We start from the raw sequence: 20,486 nt of genomic DNA, 5'->3' as shown, positions 1-20,486 counted from the left end.
CCCCACCCCACCCGGCCCACCGGGAAGCTGAAGAGCACCTAAAGGCGGGCGCAGCAGCGTGGGCGCCTAGACTGCCCTATGCAACTCCAGAGCTTCGGGGCGGCCTGCACGGTCACCGGCAGCATGCACCTCCTCACGCTTGGTGACCGGCAGCTGCTGATCGACTGCGGGCTGTTCCAGGGCAACGATGAACTGGAAGCCCGCAACCGCGAGCCGTTCTCCTTTGACGTGACTGCTCTGGACGGCGTGATCCTCACGCACGCTCACCTGGATCACGTGGGACGCCTGCCGCTGCTGGTGAAGCGCGGCTACCGGGGTCCGGTGCACTGCACCGCGCCCACCGCCGCACTGACCGAAACTGTGCTGCTCGACTCCGCGCGGCTGCAGGTGGATGGGTACCGGCATGACCTGCGCCGCGCCCGGCGGCAGGGCCTCGCGGATGACCAGGTGCCCCCGCCCCTGTACGAGGAGGAGGACGTCCACCGGGCGCTGGCGCTGCTGCGGCCCAGCCTGACGTTCGGGGAGACGGCAGGCGTGGCAGGCGTGCGGGTCACGCCGCAGCGGGCCGGTCACATCCTGGGCAGCGCGTACCTGCTGCTGGAGACCCCCGACGGTCGCCTGCTGATGAGTGGTGACCTGGGCAACCGCGAGAGCGGCCTGCAGCTGGACTTCACGCCGCCCCCGGCGGTGGACGCTGTGGTGATCGAAACCACGTACGCCAACCGCACGCACCGCCCCTGGCCGGCCACGCTGGGGGAGTTCCGCGACGCGCTGCGCGAGTCGGTGCGCCAGGGCGGCAAGATCCTGATTCCCAGTTTCGCCATTGAACGCACGCAGACCATCCTGCACACCTTGAAAACCCTGATGGACGCCGGAGAGGTGCCGCGCATCCCGGTCTTCCTGGATTCGCCCATGGCGGCGCGCGCCACGCATGAGTACTTCGAGTACGGCGACGAACTGATTCCCGAAGTGCGGGCCACGCTGCAGGCGGGGGAGGACCCCTTCCGGCCCAGCACGCTGCATGTGGTGCCCACCAGCGCCGAATCCCAGCGCATCAACCGGTACGACGGCCCGGCAATCATCCTGGCGGGGAACGGCATGATGACGGGCGGCCGCATCCAGCATCACCTCAAGCATCACCTGTGGAAACCCACCACCAGCCTGATTGTCGTGTCGTACCAGTCGCCCAGCAGTCTGGGCGGGCGGATCGTGACCGGCGCGGACCACGTGCGCCTGATGGGCGAGGACATCGCGGTGCGCGCCAGGGTGCACACCATTGGCGGCTTCTCCGCGCACGCCGACCAGGATGACCTGCTGGCCTTCCTGGGCACGGCCGGCACGCCGCACGTGTGGCTGGTGCACGGTGAACCGGACGTCATGGCGGCCTTTCTGCCGGTGCTGGAGGCGCGCGGCCTGAAGGGCGACATTGTGCCTGACCGGCAGCCTGTAAACCTGACCGGGCCTGGCTTCCCGCAGGGGCGGCCTCCGGGCTTCACCGATGAGGCCCCCACCGGGCCGCGCCCTGAGGCAGGCGAGTAGGGTGGGGGCCGGGTGCCCCTGGGCGTTTTCACGCGTACCCGTTACTCTGACGTTCAATGACACGCGCGCTGCCCCTGCTTCTGCTCGTCCTGACCGCCTGCGGCTCCCAGGGTATTGAGGGCGTCAAGACCTTCACGTACCCGGCCGGGGATCACCGCAGCGGTTCGCTGATCTACGCCGAGACGCCGCCCGCCGGCGGGCCGCACAACGCCACGTGGCAGAACTGCGGCGTGTACGACCGCCCTCTGTACAACGAGTACGCCGTGCACAGCCTGGAGCACGGGGCCGTGTGGATCACGTACCGCCCGAACCTGGACGCCGCCCAGGTGGCGACCCTGCGCAAGCTTGTGGAAGGCCGCCCGTACACCCTGCTCAGCCCCTACGAGGGACTGGACACCCCGGTGGCCGCGAGCGCCTGGGGCGCGCAGCTGAAAGTGGATCAGGCCGACGACAGCCGCCTGAAGGCGTTCCTGGACAAGTACGAGCAGGGTGCCACGGCGCCTGAACGCGGCGCGTCGTGCAGCGGCGCGTACGGCGAGACCCGCTGAATTCAGACCAGGGGGGCCACGCCAGCTGGCGTGGCCCCCCTGCTGACGTGCTTAGCGGTTGTCCTCGTCGTCGAAGTACTCGAAACGGAACGTGCCGATCTCCACGGTGTCGCCCTCGCGTGCCCCGGCGCGTTTCAGGGCGTTGTACAGCCCCTGACGCTTGAAGAGGTTGCCCAGGTACTCCGCGGCGTCCTCCAGGTAGCGGGCAAAGCGCACGATGCGTTCCTCGAAGCCCCCGCCGTGCACGGACCAGACCCGTTCAGGCTGGCCGTCGTTGATGATGCCCACGCCCCTGGCGGCCGGATCAATGCGGAATTCGATGCGCAGCGGCTCCTCACGCACGTCATCGGATTCGATGTCCAGCGCGTGCGTCTGCGCCCAGAGTTCCCGGTCGGGCAGCAGCTGGAAGACGGCTTCACGCAGCGCTGCAAGGCCCTGACCACCCTTGGCGCTGACCTGCACGACCGGCAGGCCGAACTGCGCGAGTTCATCTTCCACCATTACGGCGAGGTCCTCGTCGGTCAGCTCCACCTTGTTCAGGGCGATCAGGGCCACCTGGTCCAGCAGGGTGGGGTCGTAGGCGCGCAGCTCGGCCTGCAGCTGCCGCAGCTCCTCCACCGGGTTGCGGGTCACGTCCAGGACGTACACCAGCAGGCGCGTGCGGCTGATGTGCCGCAGGAACTCCAGGCCCAGGCCCTTGCCTTCGCTGGCGCCCTCGATGATGCCGGGAATGTCGGCCAGCGTGAAGCGTTCGTCCACGGACGTGCCGTTGGCGTCCATGCGGTCCACGACACCCAGAATGGGGGAGAGGGTCGTGAACGGGTAGTCCGCGATGGCGGGGTTCGCGCGGGACAGCGCGGCCAGCAGGCTGCTCTTCCCGGCATTCGGGTACCCTACGAGGCCCACGTCCGCAATCAGGCGCAGTTCCAGGCGGACGCGGCGTTTCTGGCCGGGCGTGCCGAGTTCGGCGAACCGCGGGGCCTGCCGGGTGCTGCTGGTGAAGGTGCTGTTGCCGCGCCCGCCGAAGCCGCCGCGTGCGATGACCTTCTCCTGCCCGACGCGCACCAGGTCCGCAATGACCTTCCCGCTGTCCTCATCGAACGCGGTGGTGCCGACCGGCACGTCGATGTAGATGTCCTCACCGTCTGAGCCCTGACGCAGCCGGCCCTCGCCGTACGCGCCGTTCGGGGCTTTGAACTTGCGGCGGCCCACCAGCCGCTCCAGACTCTCGACGCCTTCAATGGCGCGCAGGATGATGCTGCCCCCGCGCCCACCGTGCCCGCCGTCCGGGCCGCCTTTTTCCATGTACTTCGCCCGGTGGAAGGACATGCTGCCGTCCCCGCCGTTCCCGGCGGCCACCTCGATATTCAGAACATCACGAAACGCCACGATCACTCCTTTACGCTGCCCGCACGCGCGGTCAACGCGAACGCAGCCTGACCGCACGCGGACCCTTGCCCCGTGGGGCGGGCGCGGCGGTCAGGCCGCAACACACACCAGTCTATCAGTCCGGTGCGCCCCGGGAGCAGCACGCGCACCTTTGCCGGTCAGCGCAGAACGCCGGTTCCCCTGGGGGACCGGCGTTCCTGGGCTGCCGCGACCTCAGTCGGCGGCGGTTTCGGTGGGCACTTCGATGCTGATGAAGCGGCCCTTCGCGCCACGGTTCGTGAACACGACCTGCCCGTTTTCCAGCGCGAACAGGGTGTGGTCACGGCCCATGCCCACGTTCGGGCCGGCCTTGAATTTGGTGCCGCGCTGACGCACGAGGATGTTGCCGGCCAGCACCTTCTCGCCGCCGAACTTCTTCACGCCGAGGTACTTGGGGTTGCTGTCACGGCCGTTCTTGGACGAACCTACGCCTTTCTTGTGTGCCATGTTAAGTCAGTCCTCCCTTAGCCCTTGATGCCCAGGATCTTGATGGCGGTGTAGTCCTGGCGGTGACCGGTACGGCGGCGGTACTGCACGCCGCTCTTGTACTTGCGCACGTAGATCTTCTCGCCGCGGCCGTGCTCGACGACTTCGGCGTTCACGGTGAACTTGCTGGCCGCGTCACCGAAGGAGGCGCTGTCGCCACCCACGAAGAGGGGGGTCAGGTCGAGCTTGTCGCCCGCTTCGCCCTTCAGGCTCTCGACGCGGATAACGTCGCCTTCCTGCACGCGGTACTGCTTCCCGCCGGTCTGAATGATTGCAAACATGGTCTTTCCTCCTGCCGCGCGCCCGAAGAAACGCTGCCCTGGGCGGCCTTGGCCTGCTGCACCCGCTCGGCGGGTCACCAAGCAAGTACTGTAACACACCAGGCAGGGGACCGGTCAACGGAAACCCACCCGGGTCCGGCGATCAGCGGCGCGGACACGGGGCGGAGCAGGCAACAGCGTCGGCCCTCGCGCGGAGCGGGGCGTAGCAATGGGTTGCGTGCGGGTTCCCGTATCTGTGCAACGTGTCCTTGCGGTACACGTGGACTCGCGCGGGGCGAGCCGGCTGTTCGTCTGACCTCCGGAGCTGCGCGGCCCGAGGACCGGCACAGCTGACCTGACCAGTCTAGCACGGAACCCGGGGCTTCCTCCCCGCGTATCAGCGCTGTGATCACCCGAGTGAAAGCCACCTGGCGCGACGCGCTGGCCCTGCTGTTTGCGCTGGGCGACCGCCGCACCCCGGCCGGCGCGAAACTCCTGGCCCTGCTGGCGCTGGGGTACGCGCTGCTGCCCCTGGACCTCCTGCCGGACCTGACCCCGGTCCTGGGCGTGGCAGACGACCTCCTGATCGTGCCCACCCTGCTGGCTCTGGCGGCCCGCACCCTGCCCGCTCCCGTCCTGGCGCAGGCGCAGCGCCGCAGCCTGAGCGTGCAGCGCCGCCTGCCCTGGCTGGTGCCCGCCGCCGCAGTGACCGCGGCCGCACTGGTAACCCTGCTGGGCTGGGCCGCGTGGCGCGCGCTGACCTAACGACCCTTTAACCCCCCCACCTACACTGAGTGTCATGAGACTGCTGCTGGTGGAGGACGATGCCCGGATTGCGCAGCCGACCGTCAGTGCGCTGCGCGAGGCCGGGTACGCCGTCACCTGGGCACAGACCGGACCTGAGGGGCTGGAGGCCGCGGCCCTGGGTGACTACCCCCTGATTATCCTGGACGTCATGCTGCCCGGCCTGGACGGCTTTCAGATCGCGCGGGAGCTGCGTTCACAGGGCGTGGAATCCGCCATTCTGTTCCTCACGGCCCGGGGCGAACTCCCCGACCGGGTCGAAGGCCTGGATCTCGGCGGCGACGCGTACCTCGTCAAGCCGTTCGCGGTGCCCGAACTGCTGGCCACGCTGCGCGCCCTGGCGCGGCGTGAACGGGGCGGCGCGGCCCCCCAGGTCACCTTCACCGGCGGGCGGGGCACGCTGGACACCGTGGCCCGCACAGTCACCTGGGACGGCGCGGAGGTGGCCGTGACCGGCCGCGAGTACGCGCTGCTGGAGGTGCTGGCGCAGTCTCCGGAACGCTGGTTCACCCGTGAGGACCTGATCGACCGCGTGTGGGGACCGGAATTCGGAGGAGAGGCCCGGATCGTGGACGTGTACGTGCGCTACGTGCGGCGCAAACTGGCGCCCGAAGCCATCAGTTCCGAACGCGGCCGCGGCTACCGCGTGGAACGCTGACGGGGCCGCGGTGCGCCTGACCCTGCGCGCCCAGCTGGCCCTCTGGGCCGCGCTCGCCACCGGCCTCGCCGTGACGCTGGTTGCCGCCGGGCTGTACTGGAGCGTGAACGGCTTCCTGCGCCAGGCCCAGGAACAGCGGCTCCTGAGCGTGGTGGAGGCCGTGCAGGGCCGCGTGGAGGGCCTGCTGCGCCCCCGGCCCGATGAGAACCTGCTGGGCACCCTGCTGGGTGTGACCACCATCGCCCAGACGGACCTGGAACGCATTGCCGACGACGTGGACCGCCGCACCGTGGATCTGCGAGTGGTGGCGCCGCAGTCCGGCGGTCTCGCCTCGGTCGGGACCCCCAACTTTCCCGGTGGCGTGCCACTGAACCTCCGCCCCGGCCCAGGTGCGTACCTGACCGCCACCGGCGCGCACCTGATCCTGGTGCGGTCCCTGCGCGCCGGAACGCTGCTGCAGGTCGCCGTGGACGCCCGCGCCCTCAGGGAGGCCCGCCAGGCGTTCACCCGCGCCCTGACGTGGCTGCTGCCGCTGGCCCTGCTGCTGTCCCTGCTGGTCGGCTGGGTGGTGGCCGGGCGCCTGCTGCGTCCGGTGCGCGCCCTGGAAAGCGCGGCGCGGGCCGTGGGCGAGGGCGGCGACCTGCGCCGCCCCCTGCCCGGGGCCGGGCACGGCGACGAACTCGCCCGGCTGGCCCTGACCCTGCAGCGCAGCTACGCGCACCTTGCCGACGCGCGCGACCGGGAGCAGGGCTTCCTGCGCGCCGCGGCGCACGACCTCCGCTCCCCACTCGCCGCCCTGACGGCCCGGGTGGAGGGGACCCTGGCGCGCGAGCGGGACGCGGCGCGCTACCGCGCGGACCTGCAGGAGATCGGCACGGATATCACCCGGCTGGCCACGCTCGCCAACCACCTGCTGCTGCTGGCCCGTGACCCGGCCGCCGTGCAGCGTGCGCCCGTGCCGCTGCGGGACCTCGCGGCGGACGCTGTGGACCGCGCGCGCGAACTGGACCCGCTGGCCGACGTGGACCTCGACGCCCCGCAGGCCGTGACCGTCCCCGGCGACCGCGTGCTGCTGGGGCAGGCCATCTGGAATCTCACGACCAACGCGGTGCGGCACGCGCCGGGCGCGACGGTCACCGTGCAGGTGCGGGCCGTGAGCGGCGGCGCGGCCGTCACCGTGCAGGATGACGGGCCCGGCGTGGACGAAGCCACCCTGGCGCGTCTCGGCGAGGCGTTCTACCGCCCCGACGCCAGCCGCACCGCGGACGCTTCCGGCCTCAGCGGGCACGGCCTGGGCCTGGCCCTGGCGCGGCACGTGGCGCAGCTTCACGGCGGGACCCTCGCGCTGCAGAGTGCGCCCGGCGCGGGGTTCCGGGCGGCGCTGCACCTGCCGGGGGAGGGTGGAGCCGCGCGGGCGGGTGCTACCCTGGGCGGCAATGAACAGGCAGGCAGAGACGCGCTGGAGCGCCGTGGTGCTGGGCGGCGGTGACCCCGGTGACCCCTTCGCGGCGGCGCACGGCGTGAAGGTCAAACCCCTGATTCCCGTGGCGGGCGAACCCATGGCCCTGCACGTCCTGCGGGCGCTGCGCGGCAGTGAGCGCGTGGCCCGCGTGGCGTACGTGGGGCCGCTCACGCCCACCCTGGAGGGGCACGTGGACGTGCGCGTCACCGATCACGGCACCCTGCTGAGCAACCTGGAGGCCGGCGTGGAGGCCCTGCGCGGCCTGGGCCTCACGCCCGGCGAGCGGGTGCTGGTGGTCACCGCTGACGTGCCCATGCTGACGGCAGCGGACGTGCGCGACGTGCTGGACAGCGCCCCACTGGACGCCGGACTGGTGTACCCGGTGGTGCGCCGTGAGATCTGCGAGGCGGCGTACCCGGGCGTGAAACGCACCTACGCCCGCCTGCGGGACGGCACCTTTACCGGCGGGAATCTGTTCATTCTGGACCCCGCCCTGATCGGGCAGTTCCTGCCGAGACTGCGGGAGGTGCTCGCCGCGCGCAAGGCGCCGCTGAGACTGGCTGGCCTGATCGGCTGGGACGTCCTGCTGCGCCTGCTGACCGGCCGCCTGAGCGTCAGGCAGCTGGAGGAGCGCGTGTCTGGACTGCTCGGTGTGAAGGCCTGCGCGCTGGTCACGCCGCACGCGGCCGTAGGCACCGACGTGGACAAGGACGCCGACCTGGCCCTGGCCGAGCGGCAGCTGTCTGCTGCCCCGGCCCGGTCCTGAACCCTGTCCCAATTCCGAGTCGTGCACTCGGTTTTGCCGATGGGAACGAAAAAAACGCTGTCCAGTTTCGCCCTTGCGCCACTTCCCCGGGGTGTGCATACTGTCCCTTATGCCTCACGTGATCGTTAGCCCCTGCATCGGCGTCAAGGACCAGGCCTGCACCGAGGTCTGCCCGGTGGAATGCATCTATGACGGCGGTGACCAGTTCGTGATCCACCCCGACGAATGCATCGACTGCGGCGCGTGCGTTCCCGCCTGCCCCGTCAGCGCCATCTTCCCTGAAGAGGACGTTCCGGGCGGCGAGGAAGAGTTCATCGTCAAGAACCGCGTCCACTTCGGCCTGTAAGCCCCCCACCCCCCAGCGCCTCCCCTCCCACCCCCGGGAGCCGGGAGGCGCAGCCCTTGCCGCCCGCCACACGCGGGGGCTAGCATGACCGGCGCTGCGCTCCCACCTTGAGGTCGGCGCGCCCCGAAAAGGAGGTGATGACGTGAACCCAGACCCCCACACCCTGGACGGCGAACCGCCCAGTTTTCGGCCTCTGATCACGTCTCACCCCCCCACGGAGGTCGCGTCATGCACCACCCCACCCAGGCAGGCCGCGCATGCTGACGTACTACCGCAGCGTCGGCGGCAAACTGAACACCATTGACGGGTACATCGACGGCTGCTGGATCAACGCTGCTGATCCCACCCCCGAGGAACTCGCCCGCGTCGCCCGGGAAACCGGGCTGGACCTCGACTACCTCTCCTACCCGCTTGACCCGGACGAACGCTCCCGCTTTGAACGGGAGGACGGGCAGCTGCTGATCATCATGCAGACCAGTTACCGCCTCGCGCAGGACAGTGACATTCCGTACGACACCGTACCGCTGGGCATCCTGCACACCGACCACTGTCTCGTGACCGTGTGTGCCCTGCCGGAGAACCCCGTGATCAAGGACGTGCTCGGCGGTCTGGTGCGGCGCGTCAGCACCGTGAAGAAAAACCGCCTGACGCTGCAGCTGTTCCTGCGCAACGCCCAGCGGTTCCTGATAGACGTGCGCCAGATCAACAAACGCGTGGACACCATCGAGGACAAACTCGAGAACAGCCAGCAGAACCGCGAGCTGCTGAACCTCCTGAAACTCGAGAAGAGCCTCGTGTACTTCCTGACCGGCCTGAAAGCCAACGAGGCCATGATGGAACGCGTCAAACGCGACCGCATCTTCGAAATGTACGAGGAGGACAGCGACCTGCTCGACGACGTGCTGATCGAGAACCTGCAGGCCATCGAGATGGCCTCGATTGCCAGCAACATTCTCACCAGCATGGCCGGCGCCTTCGCCAGCGTGATCAGCAACAACGTCAACCAGGTGGTGAAGGTACTGACCGTCACGACCATCCTGGTGGCCATTCCCACCCTGGTGACCAGCGTGTTCGGGATGAACGTGCCCCTGCCCTTCCAGGAGAACCCGGAGGGCATGTGGATCGTGCTGGCGCTCGCCCTGGCGCTGGCCGGCACCCTGGCGGCGCTGTTCTACCGCCTGCGCGTACTGTAGGACCCGGCAGCACGACGCGGCGGAGCGCAACGCTCCGCCGCTGAGGGAAACCGGCGCTTCAGTCCTTGCTGACGATCAGCAGGGCGCCGAACAGCGCGAGGTTCTTCAGGAACTGCGTCTGCTGCTGCTGGCGCTCCTTGCCCTGCTTGTCCCAGAACGGATGCCCGATCACCGTGGTGGGAATCAGGCTGGCGGCCAGCGCCGTGCTCGCCGCGCGCGGCAGCAGCCCCAGCGCCATCAGGGCGCCCGCCCCGACCATCACGCCACTGTTGATCTTGACCGCCACCTCAGGCGACGGCACTTCCGCGCCGCGCGCCGCGCGGACAATCGGGTCAGGGTTCTGCAGGTGATCCAGGCCGCTCTTGATGAAGATGCTTGCGAGCAGCGCCCGCCCGATGAATCTCGTCACGCTCATGCCTTGCCCTCCTTGAACTGCCCCGGAGTGTAGCGCAGGCCGGCCGCGCCCGGCGCGCCGCTCACCTTCAGAGGCCCTGAATGACCGACAGCTGCCGCGTCAGGTCCCGCATGAGCGCCTGCACCGCGCCCGTGCCGGTGGCGAGCATGCGCACGTACTCGTCATGCGTGAGCACCCCTTCCTCCGCGCCGCCCTGCACCTCCACGATCATGCCGTCACCGGTGGCCACCACATTCAGGTCCGCGCGCGCCACCTTGTCCTCGGCGTAATCCAGGTCCACACGAATGTCCGGGCCGATCAGGCCGACACTGACTGCCCCGATGTTCCGCACGATCGGCCAGTCGGTCAGCTGCCCTTTCTGAATCAGCCGGTCGCAGAAATCATGCAGCGCCGCGTGCCCCGCCAGGATGCTCGCCACGCGCGTGCCGCCGTCCGCGACCAGCACGTCGCAGTCCACGTACAGGGTCTGGTTGCGAAACGCCCGCAGGTCCATGCCGGCCCGCAGCGCGCGGCCCAGGAGCCGCTGAATCTCATGACGGCGGCCGTTCTGCAGGTTCCGCTCGCGGGCCTGCCGGTCGGTGGTGGCGCGCGGCAGCATCGAGTACTCGGCGGTCAGCCAGCCTTCCTTCTTGCCGCGCATGTGCGGCGCGGGCTTGTCCTCGAGGGTGACGGTGGCGAGGATCTCAGTGCGGCCCATGATCAGGTGGGCGCTGCCCGGCGCGTGCGGATTCACGCCGCGCTTGACAGAGACGGGACGGGGCGTGAGCAGGTCACGGCCTTCACGGGCGGGCGGGGTGGGTTGTGGAACGCTCATGTCTGAATGCACTCAATTCTGGGCGGCAGGTCAGCCCGGTGGGTTTCCTTCCCATTGTGCACGTTCCGGGCAAGCAGGGTGGCGATCACCGGCGCGGCCCGCTGGGGGTCCCCCGTCACGAGGTACCGCGCCTGCCCCCCCTGCCCCCGGCCGGAGAGCAGCCCTGCGCCGTCCAGCACGCGCCGGGTGTGCCGCGCGACCGCCGCGCCGCTGTCCAGCAGCGTGAACGCCTCCCCGAACTCCGCGCGGATGCTGCCCGCCAGGAACGGATAGTGCGTGCAGCCCAGCACCAGCTGATCCGCGCCGGCCTGCGCCACGGGCGTCAGGATCTCGCGCAGCACCGCCCGGGCGCGCGGCCCGTCGGCTTCACCCGCCTCGACCAGCGGCACGAGTTCCGTGCTGACCGCCTTCATGACCTGCACGCCGGCCGGCTCCGCGAACTCGCGGATCACGTCGCTGAGCAGCGTGCCGCGCATGGTGCCCGGAGTGGCCAGCACCCCGACCACCCCCGTCCGGGTGGCCTGCACCGCCGGCTTCACGGCCGGCACCAGCCCGATGATCGGCATGTCAAACCGGGCGCGCAGATGCCCCAGACTGAACGCAGACGCCGTGTTGCAGGCCACCACCACGCCCTTCACACCCCGGGCATGCAGCGCCGCCACCGAGCGGTCCGTCAGGGCCCGGATCTCCTCGTCGCTGCGCGCGCCGTACGGCACGTGCGCCGTATCCGCCAGGTACAGCATCTCCTCGCCCGGCAGCGCGGCCCGCAGGTCCGCGAGGATACTCAGGCCGCCCACGCCACTGTCGAACACGCCCAGCGGCGCTGCGCTCGTCATGCGGCCCATGATAGTCCCACCCGCACCGGCCCTCAGTTCAGCGCTTCGCGCAGCGTGTCACCCAGCGCCCGGATGCCCTGCGTGATCTGCGCTGGCGTGGCATTGCTGTAACTCAGGCGCATGGTGTTCTCCCCGCCGCCCAGCGCGTAGAACGGACTGCCCGGCACGTACGCCACCTTGCGTTCCACCGCGCGCGGCAGCAGCGCCTGCGTGTCCAGGCCATCCGGCACGGTCAGCCACAGGAACATCCCGCCTTCCGGCGTGGTGTACTCCACGCCCTGCGGAAAGTCCGCCCGGATGCGCTCCAGCATCAGCCGCGCCCGCTGCCCGTACGCCTCGCGCACCCGCTCGATCTGCCGGGGCAGCACGTCGTGCACCAGCTCCGCGATGATCATCTGGTTGAACGTCGGCGTGTGCAGGTCCGCTCCCTGCTTCGCCTGAATCAGTTTGGCGATCACCGGCGCGGCCGCCTGCACCCACGCGTCGCGCAGGCCCGGCACCAGCGTCTTGCTGAACGAACTGGAGTAGATCACGTGATTGCGGTTCACGTCCCCGTGCAGCTCCAGCCCCAGCTGGTACAGGCTGGGCGCCGGCATCCCCGTGAAGCGCAGCTGGCCGTACGGATCATCCTCGATCAGCAGCACCCCGTACTGCGCGGTGAGTTCCACCAGCCGCCGGCGCCGCTCGGCACTCAGGGTGCGGCCGGTGGGATTCTGAAAGTTCGGCACGGCGTACAGCAGCTTCGCGCCGCTGCGTTGCAGCACACCCTCCAGGGCGTCCACGTCAATGCCGCCCTCATCGGTGGGCAGCTGCTCGTACCGCGGCAGGTACGGCTGGAAGGACTGCAGCGCGCCCAGGTACGTCGGCGCTTCCACCAGCACCACGTCCCCCTCATCAATCAGCACCTTGCCCAGCAGATCCAGGCCCTGCTGGCTGCCCGTGACGATCTGCACGTTCGCGGCCGGAATCCCCGCCTGCGCCGCAATCCATTCCCGCAGCGGCAGGTGACCTTCCGTGGTGGAGTACTGCAGCGCCGCCGGACCGAACCGGTCCAGCACCGCCAGACTCGCCTGCCGCACCTCCTCCAGCGGGAACAGTTCCGGAGCCGGCAGACCCCCCGCGAAACTGATCACGTCCGGCTGCTGCGTAATCTTCAGAATCTCGCGAATGGCACTTGCATTCATGGTGCGCGCGCGGCGCGACAGCCGTTCCGTCAGGTCCAGACTCGGCGGGGCAGAGGAGGCACTCATGCCGCCCATGCTACCGCCCCTGTCTACCCCGCCCGGCCCTTTCATGTGAACGCCCCGCATGCCTCAGGCCCCGGGCCGGGTAAAGTGGGAACGCTCAAGGAGGTACTCACATGCTCGTTACCGGTAATGACATTCTGATTCCCGCCCGCGCCGGCCACTACGGCGTCGGATCGTTCAACACCAACAACATGGAGATCACGCAGGCGATCATCCACACCGCCGAGCGGCTGCGCAGCCCCGTGATGGTGCAGATGAGCGAGGGCGCCATCAAGTACGGCGGTCAGGACCTTGCCAACATCGTCATTGACCTCGCCCGGCGCGCCACTGTCCCCGTCGCCCTGCACCTCGACCACGGCAGCTCCTACGCCTCGGCCCTGAAGGCCATCAAGATGGGCTTCACCAGCGTGATGATCGACGCTTCCCACCACGCCTTCGAAGACAACATCAAAGAAACCCGCCGCGTCGTGGAAGCTGCGCACGCCATGGGCATCAGCGTGGAAAGCGAACTCGGCCGCCTGGGCGGCATCGAGGAGCACATCGTCGTGGACGAGAAGGACGCCTTCCTGACCGACCCCGAGGAAGCCGTGCAGTTCATCGAGCAGACCGGCACCGACTACCTCGCCATTGCCATCGGCACCAGCCACGGCGCCTTCAAAGGCAAGGGCCGCCCCTACATCGACCACGCCCGCATCGAGAAGATTGCCGGCCTGACCAGTATCCCCCTGGTCGCCCACGGCAGCAGCGGCGTGCCGCAGGAAATCGTGGAACGCTTCCGCGCCGCCGGCGGACAGATCGGCGACGCCGCCGGCATCGCCGACGAGGACCTGCAGCGCGCCACGCAGTTCGGCATCGCCAAGGTGAACGTGGACACCGACCTGCGCCTTGCCAGTACCGTCGGCATCCGCGAGGCGCTGAGCGCGAACCCCAAGGAATTCGACCCCCGCAAGATCTTCGGGCCGGCCCGCGAGGTCATGAGCCAGGTGATTGAGCACAAGCTGCGCGTGCTGGGCAGCGTCGGCAAAGCCTGACGCTTACCCGCCCTGCCGGTCCCCTCACCCCCGCGGGCGAGGGGATCTTCGCTGACGGGCATCTGACGAGGGATTCATCATTGACGCCCGCCGACAGCAGAAATTCTCACCCACGCGCACTATGCTCTGCGGTGAATGAAGCAGGTCCGGCCCCTTCCTGTGATGCTGCTCACGGCACTCGGCCTGTTGAGCGGCGCGGGCCTGAGCGCCACCCCCCTGCCACCCGCGCTGCCTGCCGGGTGGCAGGCCCGCGTCGCCGCCCTGCTGCCACAGACCGCCCAGCCCGTGACCCTGCTGGAACGCCGGCCCAGCATCTCGACCCTCCAGCTGGAAATCCGCGTCGCCAGTGCCGGCGGGGACCGGGAAGTCCTGCGCGCCGTGACCACCACCGCCGCACGCGGCATTCCTCCCGCCTACGATGAACGGCTGAACATCAGCCGCGAGGACTTCAAGCGGTACCTGGTCTTCCAGAACACCCTGGTCTCCACCGGCAAAACCTTCCGGCTGGCCGTCAGCCGCGACGCCAGCCGCGTCAGCTTTGGCGACACCCCACAGATGAACGGAGTGCTCAAGGGCGTGAGCATCGACCTGCGCACCGGCGAGATGCGCGGCCCGGAAGGCTTCACCGCGCGGCCCGTCGCCGTCAGCTCCAACGACGACCCGGACCGCGGGCTGCTCGTCCGCAGCGGCTTCCAGTGGAAGATGACCGGCAGCAACGCCCTGAGCGGCAACGGCGTGAGAGGCACCCTCAGTCTCCTGCAGCTTGGCAGCGGCCACATCGTCCTGAGCTACGCGCGGCGCAGCATGATCAACCGCACCGTGGACGAAGCCGAACGCGAACTGATCATCGAATACACCCGTTGAAAACGCCCTCTGAGGCGGCTGGCGCACACATGACGCCCGCCTGACCGGAGGTCAAGGTCTCCTCACGTTCCCTTCAGGGCCGGTCACCTGGCAACGCCTACCCTGGGCCTCATGAAGAAGCGAAACCTCTGGATGCTCGGCGCCGCCCTGACCCTGGGCGGCCTGAGCCAGGCCAGCGCCGGGCGCCTGTCCCCGACGCTCCTCGAACGGGCCAAGAAAGGCGACCAGTCCCAGGTGGGCGTCATCGTGCGCTTTCAGTTCGCCAACGACGCCCGCGGACGCGCGCAGCTCAAGAACCTGCGCGGCCAGCTGAACAGCAAGATCGCCCAGCTCGGTCCCTCCGCCGGATTCATCCGGCAGGCCCTGAACGCGGGCAAGGTCACGCAGCTGTGGCTTGACCAGAGCATCTACCTGCCCATGACACCCGTCCAGGCCCGCGCCCTGGCCGCCCTGCCGTTCGTCCGGGACGTCTTCGAGAACTTCAAGGTGCAGATTCCCAAGCCCCAGCGCGCCGTGGCCCTCAGTGCCGCCGCCGCCGCCCCCGGCGAAGCGTGGCATCTCGCCAAGATCGGCGCTCCGCAGGCCTGGGCGGCCGGCTTTAAAGGGCAGAACATCAAGATCGGCCACCTCGACAGCGGCATTGACGCCAGCCACCCGCAACTGAACGGCAAGGTGGCCGCCTTCGCCGAATTCAACGGCGACGGTGACCGGGTCAGCGGCGCCACGCCACACGACACCACCAACCACGGCACGCACACCGCTGGCCTGCTGGTTGGGGACACGGTCGGCGTGGCGCCCAGCGCCAAGGTCATCAGCGCGCTCGTCCTGCCGAACAACGAGGGGACCTTCGCGCAGGTGATTGCCGGCATGCAGTACGTGCTGGACCCCGACAACAACGCTGACACCGATGACGGGGCGGATGTGGTGAACATGAGCCTCGGGATCCCCGGCACCTATGACGAATTCATCGTGCCCGTCCAGAACATGCTCAAGGCCGGCGTGGTGCCGGTGTTCGCCATCGGGAACTTCGGCCCGGCGCCGGCCAGCACCGGGAGCCCCGGCAACATCCCCGACGCCGTTGGCGTGGGCGCCGTGGACCGGAACGGCCAGGTGGCGAGCTTCAGCAGCCGCGGGCCCGTGAACTGGAACAGCACCATCAAGGGCGTGTTCGTCAAGCCGGACATCGCCGCGCCGGGCGTGGAAATCACCAGCGCCTTCCCGAACGGGCAGTACGGCGCGCTGAGCGGCAGCTCCCAGGCGAGCCCCATCACGGCGGGCGCCGTGGCACTGCTGCTCTCCGCCAAGCCGGGCACCACCGTCGACGCCATCAAAAACGCCCTGTACACCAGCGCCAGTAACGCCGGCAGCAAGAACAACAACGTCGGTTACGGCCTGATCAGTGTTCCCGGCGCGATGGGCAAACTGGGGGTGAACCTCAGTGGCACGCCCGCTCCGGCCCCCGCACCAACCCCGGCCCCCGCTCCTGCCCCGGCACCCACCCCTGCGCCCGCCCCGGCTCCTGCGCCGACGCCCGCCCCGGCACCAGCACCGACGCCGGCACCCACACCTGCACCCGCTCCGACACCAGCCCCGGCTCCGACACCCGCTCCGGCTCCCGCGCCGACGCCTGCCCCCGCACCGGCTCCCACGGGCCCGGCCGGGTACAGCCTGTGCGCTCTGGAAGGCAGCAAGTGCAACTTCAGCGGCCAGAAGGACGCTGCGTTCGGGACGGCCGGCAAGTACCTGACCGGGATCGGTACGGACGGCTTCAACTGCACCGTGGCTGAGTGGGGCCGTGACCCCGCTCCGGGCCTGCGCAAGGGCTGCTTCATCAAGGACCGACCCGGTACCGCGCCTGCACCGGCCCCCACACCGGCTCCAGCGCCAGCCCCCGCACCGGCCCCCAGCACCGGCAAGAAACCCATCGTGATGCTCGTGGACGACGACATGGGGCAGGGGGCAGACGTGACGGCCGCCCTCAGAGACGCCATCAAGGCCAACGCGGCGAGTGGTGGTGCGTTCGTGTGGAACACCCAGAGTCAGGGCCCGGTGCCTGTCAATGAACTGCAGCGCGCCGATATCGTCGTGTGGGCCACGGGAGAGCAGTACCAGAACACCATCACGGCGGCAGATCAGGCGGTGCTGCGCCAGTACCTCGCCAACGGCGGGAACCTGCTCGTGACCGGTCAGGACGTCGGGTACGACATCGGCACCAGTGCCTTCTACACGGGCACGCTGAAAACCCGCTTCGTGGCCGACAGCAGCGGACAGTCGAAGTTCGTGACGCGCGGCGCGTTCGGCAGCACGGCCTATACGCTGAACGCCCAGGGCAGTGCCGGGAACCAGTACTACCCGGACGTGATTGCCGACCAGGGGGGCAGCAGTGTGGTGGCCTCCTGGGGCAGCGCGGACGCCACCGCTGGCACGATCACCGCGCAGAGCATCCGCGTGGACCCCAACAAGAACCGTGCCGCTCAGAAGGTCAAGGACCCCCGCGGTCTGGTGCAGCGTCTGGCCGCCGGCGTGCTGAACACCGTGCTCGGGCAGATTCTGGGTGGGAACGGCCAGCAGGCCCAGGCGCAGAACCGGCCCCGCGTCAGTGCACAGTCGGCCGGTGAGAATGCCGGGGCGATCGTGGCCAATGATGCCGGCACGTACCGCACCGTCACCATGGGCTTTGGTCTGGAAGGCCTGACGCCCAATAGCCGCAACCTGCTGATGAAGACCACTTTTGACTGGCTGATGAAGTAACCGCTGTTGCTGCGCCGCCCGTGAGCCTTGGCTCACGGGCGGCGTGTCCCAGGAGTGGCTGAAGGATTTCCCCAGGGCCCTTAGCGGTCCTCCCATGCCGCGGTTACCGGCGGACGGTACGGTCAGGTTATGACCACCCTGAGAGACATCATGACCAGTGACCTGACCACGGCCGACCCCGGCGCCACCCTGAAGGAGGTGGCCACGCTGATGCTGGAGCAGGACATCGGCAACGTGTTGATCATGGACGGGGATCACCTGAGCGGCATCATCACCGACCGGGATATCGTGGTGCGTGCCGTGGCGTACGGGCACGATGTGGGCAGCGCCGCCAGCGATTACGCGACCGGCGGCGTGTTCACCCTGGAGGCCGACACGAGCGTTGAAGACGCCGCGCAGGAGATGGCCCGCCGGCAGCTGCGACGCCTGCCGGTCACCGAGAACGGTCGGGTGGTGGGCATCGTGAGTCTGGGGGATCTCGCAACGCGGACCAGCAGCGGTGCCGACGAGCAGGCGCTGCAGGGAATCAGTCAGTCCATTCCGTAAGGCAGGGCCGGCGTGGTCTGTCAGGGACTCAGCGGAAGTGGCGGCGCCCTAGGTGAGGCGCCGCCACTTCCGCTGAATTCCTGGCCCTGAGGTCAGCCCAGGTCACGCAGCCGGCGGTACAGGTCCTTCTGCTCCTCACTCAGCGCGGCCGGCACGGTCACGTTCAGGCGCACGTACAGGTCGCCCCGCGTTCCATCCCGGCGGGGCCAGCCCTGACCGCGCAGGCGCATGCGGCGTCCGCCACTGCTGCCAGGCGGAACACTCAGGTTGCCTTTGCCGGACAGCGTCTGCACAGTCACGTCGCCGCCCAGGGCCGCGACCGGGGCAGGCACGTCCACACTGGTGGTGAGGTCGTCACCGTCCAGGTCAAAGCGGGCGTCTTCCAGCACGCGGATGGTCAGCAGCACGTCGCCGCCGCCGGGGCCCTGTCCGGCCAGCCGCAGCCGCGCGCCGTCCCGCGTGCCGGCCGGCACACGTAGGCTCAGGCGTTTGCCGTCCACGTTGATGACCTCGTCGGAGCCCTGGAACGCTTCTTCCAGCGTGACTTGCAGTTCACCCTCGACGTTCTGCACGAACCGCCGGCCCTGACCGGCGCCGCCCAGACCGCCGAGCAGGTCTTCCAGGTTCACCTGGGACCCCTGGAAGCCGGCGGCGGGCCCGCCGCCGCGACGCCCGGCCCCTCCGAACAGACCCTGGAAGAAGTCGCTGAACTGCCCGGGGTCGAACCCGGCGAAGTCCCCACCCTGGAAGCCGCCCGCGCCGGGTCCGCCGTAGCCGGGCGGAACCTGCCCGGTGTGCCCGAACTGGTCGTACACCTTGCGTTTCTCAGGGTCACTGAGGACAGCGTAGGCCTCGCCGATTTCCTTGAAGCGCTCGGCGGCTTTTTCGTCCCCGGCATTCTTGTCGGGGTGGTACTGCTTGGCGAGTTTGCGGTACGCACTCTTGATGTCCGCGTCGGACGCGCCGCGCGAGACGCCCAGCACGTCGTAGTACTCCTTGTAGGCCATGGCTCCTCCTTTCTGTGGGGTCGTGCTGCTGGTCGGTACGCGGTCAGGCCTTGCCGTGTTCCAGCCGGTTGATGACGACCTTGAGCTCGTAGGCGCGGGCGATCTCCAGGGCCGTGACGCCCTGCCGGTCGGTGCCTTGGGGGTCTGCGCCGTGGGCAAGCAGCAGGTCCAGCACGTCGGTGCGTGGCGCTCGCCGGCCGGAGTCCAGCGCCTGGCCTTCGACGTCGGTGGTGTGCAGCAGCGGGAGCCAGTACCGCGCGTCGTTCGGATTGGCGCCGGCTTTCAGCAGCGCCCGGACGAAGATGGGCGGCGCGTCGCGGTCAATGGCGAGGTTCAGCAGAGGCAGCGGCTGGTTGTCCGGCCAGAAGTTTACGTCCTGCACGCGCTCCAGCAGGGCGAGCAGCGTGCCGGGCTGCGCGTCGTGCCGCAGGGCCCAGCCCAGCGCCTCGTGCACTTTCGTCTGACTGGGGGAGGTCAGGTCGGCCGTCAGCGTGCCGGCCTTGAGCGCCTCGATCAGGGTGTTGGCGTTCTCCCGCTGCGTGAGGCGCACGTACTCGGTTTCCACCTGTTCACGTGCCCAGGGCGTCTTGCGCAGGAACTTCAGGCTGCTGGTCACGCTGGGGTCGCGCTGGAAGCAGCGGACCGGGATGCGCCGGCCCAGTTCCGCCCAGCCGTACTCGTCGCGCAGGTGCGTGACGATGCGCTCCAGGGTCACGCCGTGCAGTGCGTCACGGGTCATGCGTGCCCCCGGGCGGCGGGCTGCGGGGCGGTGGGGCGTGGGCGTCCCGGTCGGGTCATGCTCAGTCCTTCCGGCTGACGACCACGCGGGCCGGGCGCACGAGGCGGTCTCCCATGCGGAAGCCCAGCTGGTAGACCTGCACGATCACGTCGTCCTGTTCGCCGGGCACCACCTGCAGCGCCTCGTGCCACTGTGGGTCAAAGGCTTCCCCTTCGCGGCCGGTGGCTTCGAGCCCCAGGCCGGAGAACACGCCCAGGATCTTGCCCTGCACGGCCTGCATGCCGGGAATAAGTTTGGCGGGGTCGGCGGCCCCCATGGTCACGGCGCGGTCCATGTCGTCGTACACGGGCATCAGGGCCTCAGCGGCCTTGCTGACGCCCTGTCCCTGGGCGGCGGCGACGTCTTCCTGGGTGCGCCGGCGGTAGCTGTCGAAGTCGGCAGCGAGGCGGGCCAGGCGGCCTTTCAGGTCGCTGTTCTCCTTTTCCAGTTCGTCGGCGCGTTCGAGTTTCGCCATCATTTCCTGCACCTGCCCGAGCATGTTCTCGTCCATGCCGGGGAACACGGTGTCGGCGTCCTCGGCCATGTTGTCGGTTTCGGTTTCCGGCACGTCCAGGCCGTCCTCATTGACGGTTCTGTCGGGGGTCACGTCGGCGTCGGGGGTGGCGGGTTTGTGCTGGTCGTCGGTCATTTTGGGCCCTCGCTTTCGGAACATCGGTTCCAGCTTATGCGTGATGAGCAGGGGAGAG

At 69.2% G+C, this 20,486-nt stretch carries 21 protein-coding genes; 12 read left to right on the top strand and 9 right to left on the bottom strand.

Features of this window, described 5'->3' with window-relative positions; translation table 11 throughout:
- Window positions 1–78: 78 nt before the first annotated feature.
- Both LAJ19_RS11720 and LAJ19_RS11715 read left to right on the top strand, forming a co-directional pair.
- A complete protein-coding gene (locus tag LAJ19_RS11720) occupies window positions 79–1,539 on the top strand; it encodes an MBL fold metallo-hydrolase RNA specificity domain-containing protein (RefSeq protein ID WP_225475928.1) in 1,461 nt (486 codons plus the stop codon).
- 56 nt (window positions 1,540–1,595) lie between these two features.
- Window positions 1,596–2,087: a thioredoxin-like domain-containing protein gene (locus LAJ19_RS11715; protein WP_225475927.1), complete on the top strand. Its 492-nt coding sequence runs from the start codon at window positions 1,596–1,598 to the stop codon at window positions 2,085–2,087.
- A 51-nt stretch (window positions 2,088–2,138) separates the two neighbouring features.
- On the opposite strand, the gene obgE is transcribed toward LAJ19_RS11715, so the two are convergent.
- The 3 genes from obgE to rplU all read right to left on the bottom strand — a co-directional run bounded on the left by obgE (window position 2,139) and on the right by rplU (window position 4,282).
- On the bottom strand, window positions 2,139–3,476 hold the full coding sequence (gene obgE / locus LAJ19_RS11710; RefSeq protein ID WP_225475926.1) for a GTPase ObgE: 1,338 nt from the start codon (window positions 3,474–3,476) through the stop codon (window positions 2,139–2,141).
- A 213-nt stretch (window positions 3,477–3,689) separates the two neighbouring features.
- Complete coding sequence (rpmA, locus tag LAJ19_RS11705) at window positions 3,690–3,962, bottom strand: 50S ribosomal protein L27 (RefSeq protein WP_225475925.1); 273 nt, start codon at window positions 3,960–3,962, stop codon at window positions 3,690–3,692.
- 17 nt (window positions 3,963–3,979) lie between these two features.
- On the bottom strand, window positions 3,980–4,282 hold the full coding sequence (rplU, locus tag LAJ19_RS11700) for a 50S ribosomal protein L21 (RefSeq protein ID WP_225475924.1): 303 nt from the start codon (window positions 4,280–4,282) through the stop codon (window positions 3,980–3,982).
- Between the two features lie 396 nt (window positions 4,283–4,678).
- On the opposite strand from rplU, the gene LAJ19_RS11695 reads away from it, so the two are divergent.
- The 6 genes from LAJ19_RS11695 (at window position 4,679) to LAJ19_RS11670 (ending at window position 9,490) form a co-directional block, all read left to right on the top strand.
- Complete coding sequence (locus LAJ19_RS11695; RefSeq protein ID WP_225475923.1) at window positions 4,679–5,026, top strand: DUF1232 domain-containing protein; 348 nt, start codon at window positions 4,679–4,681, stop codon at window positions 5,024–5,026.
- A 34-nt stretch (window positions 5,027–5,060) separates the two neighbouring features.
- A complete protein-coding gene (locus LAJ19_RS11690) occupies window positions 5,061–5,723 on the top strand; it encodes a response regulator transcription factor (protein ID WP_225475922.1) in 663 nt (220 codons plus the stop codon).
- Window positions 5,724–5,733: 10 nt separating this feature from the next.
- Window positions 5,734–7,212 (top strand): sensor histidine kinase, encoded by a 1,479-nt coding sequence (locus tag LAJ19_RS11685; protein WP_225475921.1) that lies wholly within the window; start codon window positions 5,734–5,736, stop codon window positions 7,210–7,212.
- Complete coding sequence (locus LAJ19_RS11680; protein ID WP_225475920.1) at window positions 7,160–7,951, top strand: NTP transferase domain-containing protein; 792 nt, start codon at window positions 7,160–7,162, stop codon at window positions 7,949–7,951. The genes LAJ19_RS11685 and LAJ19_RS11680 overlap by 53 nt, the downstream gene beginning before the upstream one ends.
- Window positions 7,952–8,060: 109 nt before the next feature.
- Entirely contained in the window at window positions 8,061–8,297 is a 237-nt protein-coding gene (locus LAJ19_RS11675; protein ID WP_225475919.1) for a ferredoxin, read from the top strand.
- A gap of 257 nt (window positions 8,298–8,554) precedes the next feature.
- Window positions 8,555–9,490: a magnesium transporter CorA family protein gene (locus LAJ19_RS11670; protein ID WP_225475918.1), complete on the top strand. Its 936-nt coding sequence runs from the start codon at window positions 8,555–8,557 to the stop codon at window positions 9,488–9,490.
- Window positions 9,491–9,548: 58 nt separating this feature from the next.
- On the opposite strand, the gene LAJ19_RS11665 is transcribed toward LAJ19_RS11670, so the two are convergent.
- The 3 genes from LAJ19_RS11665 to LAJ19_RS11655 all read right to left on the bottom strand — a co-directional run bounded on the left by LAJ19_RS11665 (window position 9,549) and on the right by LAJ19_RS11655 (window position 12,805).
- Complete coding sequence (locus tag LAJ19_RS11665; protein WP_225475917.1) at window positions 9,549–9,905, bottom strand: DoxX family protein; 357 nt, start codon at window positions 9,903–9,905, stop codon at window positions 9,549–9,551.
- A gap of 810 nt (window positions 9,906–10,715) precedes the next feature.
- A complete protein-coding gene (gene murI, locus LAJ19_RS11660; protein WP_225475916.1) occupies window positions 10,716–11,555 on the bottom strand; it encodes a glutamate racemase in 840 nt (279 codons plus the stop codon).
- Between the two features lie 32 nt (window positions 11,556–11,587).
- A complete protein-coding gene (locus LAJ19_RS11655; protein ID WP_225475915.1) occupies window positions 11,588–12,805 on the bottom strand; it encodes an aminotransferase-like domain-containing protein in 1,218 nt (405 codons plus the stop codon).
- A gap of 110 nt (window positions 12,806–12,915) precedes the next feature.
- Between LAJ19_RS11655 and fba the strand changes: the two genes are divergently transcribed.
- The 4 genes from fba (at window position 12,916) to LAJ19_RS11635 (ending at window position 17,994) form a co-directional block, all read left to right on the top strand.
- Window positions 12,916–13,833, top strand: a complete 918-nt coding sequence (gene fba / locus LAJ19_RS11650) for a class II fructose-1,6-bisphosphate aldolase (RefSeq protein WP_225475914.1) — start codon at window positions 12,916–12,918, stop codon at window positions 13,831–13,833.
- A 135-nt stretch (window positions 13,834–13,968) separates the two neighbouring features.
- On the top strand, window positions 13,969–14,697 hold the full coding sequence (locus LAJ19_RS11645) for a hypothetical protein (RefSeq protein ID WP_225475913.1): 729 nt from the start codon (window positions 13,969–13,971) through the stop codon (window positions 14,695–14,697).
- Between the two features lie 111 nt (window positions 14,698–14,808).
- Complete coding sequence (locus tag LAJ19_RS11640) at window positions 14,809–17,448, top strand: S8 family peptidase (RefSeq protein WP_225475912.1); 2,640 nt, start codon at window positions 14,809–14,811, stop codon at window positions 17,446–17,448.
- A gap of 129 nt (window positions 17,449–17,577) precedes the next feature.
- Complete coding sequence (locus tag LAJ19_RS11635; RefSeq protein ID WP_225475911.1) at window positions 17,578–17,994, top strand: CBS domain-containing protein; 417 nt, start codon at window positions 17,578–17,580, stop codon at window positions 17,992–17,994.
- A 92-nt stretch (window positions 17,995–18,086) separates the two neighbouring features.
- Here the strand turns inward: LAJ19_RS11635 and LAJ19_RS11630 are convergent, their stop codons facing one another.
- The 3 genes from LAJ19_RS11630 to LAJ19_RS11620 all read right to left on the bottom strand — a co-directional run bounded on the left by LAJ19_RS11630 (window position 18,087) and on the right by LAJ19_RS11620 (window position 20,452).
- Complete coding sequence (locus LAJ19_RS11630) at window positions 18,087–19,001, bottom strand: DnaJ C-terminal domain-containing protein (RefSeq protein WP_225475910.1); 915 nt, start codon at window positions 18,999–19,001, stop codon at window positions 18,087–18,089.
- A 43-nt stretch (window positions 19,002–19,044) separates the two neighbouring features.
- The gene (locus LAJ19_RS11625; protein ID WP_225475909.1) at window positions 19,045–19,740 is read right to left on the bottom strand and encodes a VF530 family DNA-binding protein; all 696 of its coding nucleotides are present in this window, start codon (window positions 19,738–19,740) and stop codon (window positions 19,045–19,047) included.
- Between the two features lie 61 nt (window positions 19,741–19,801).
- A complete protein-coding gene (locus LAJ19_RS11620; protein ID WP_225475908.1) occupies window positions 19,802–20,452 on the bottom strand; it encodes a nucleotide exchange factor GrpE in 651 nt (216 codons plus the stop codon).
- Between the last annotated feature and the right edge of the window lie 34 nt (window positions 20,453–20,486).

Origin of the sequence: Deinococcus taeanensis, assembly GCF_020229735.1 — a bacterium.
Classification (GTDB): Bacteria; Deinococcota; Deinococci; order Deinococcales; family Deinococcaceae; genus Deinococcus; species Deinococcus taeanensis.
This window is presented reverse-complemented; position numbering and strand designations above follow the sequence as displayed.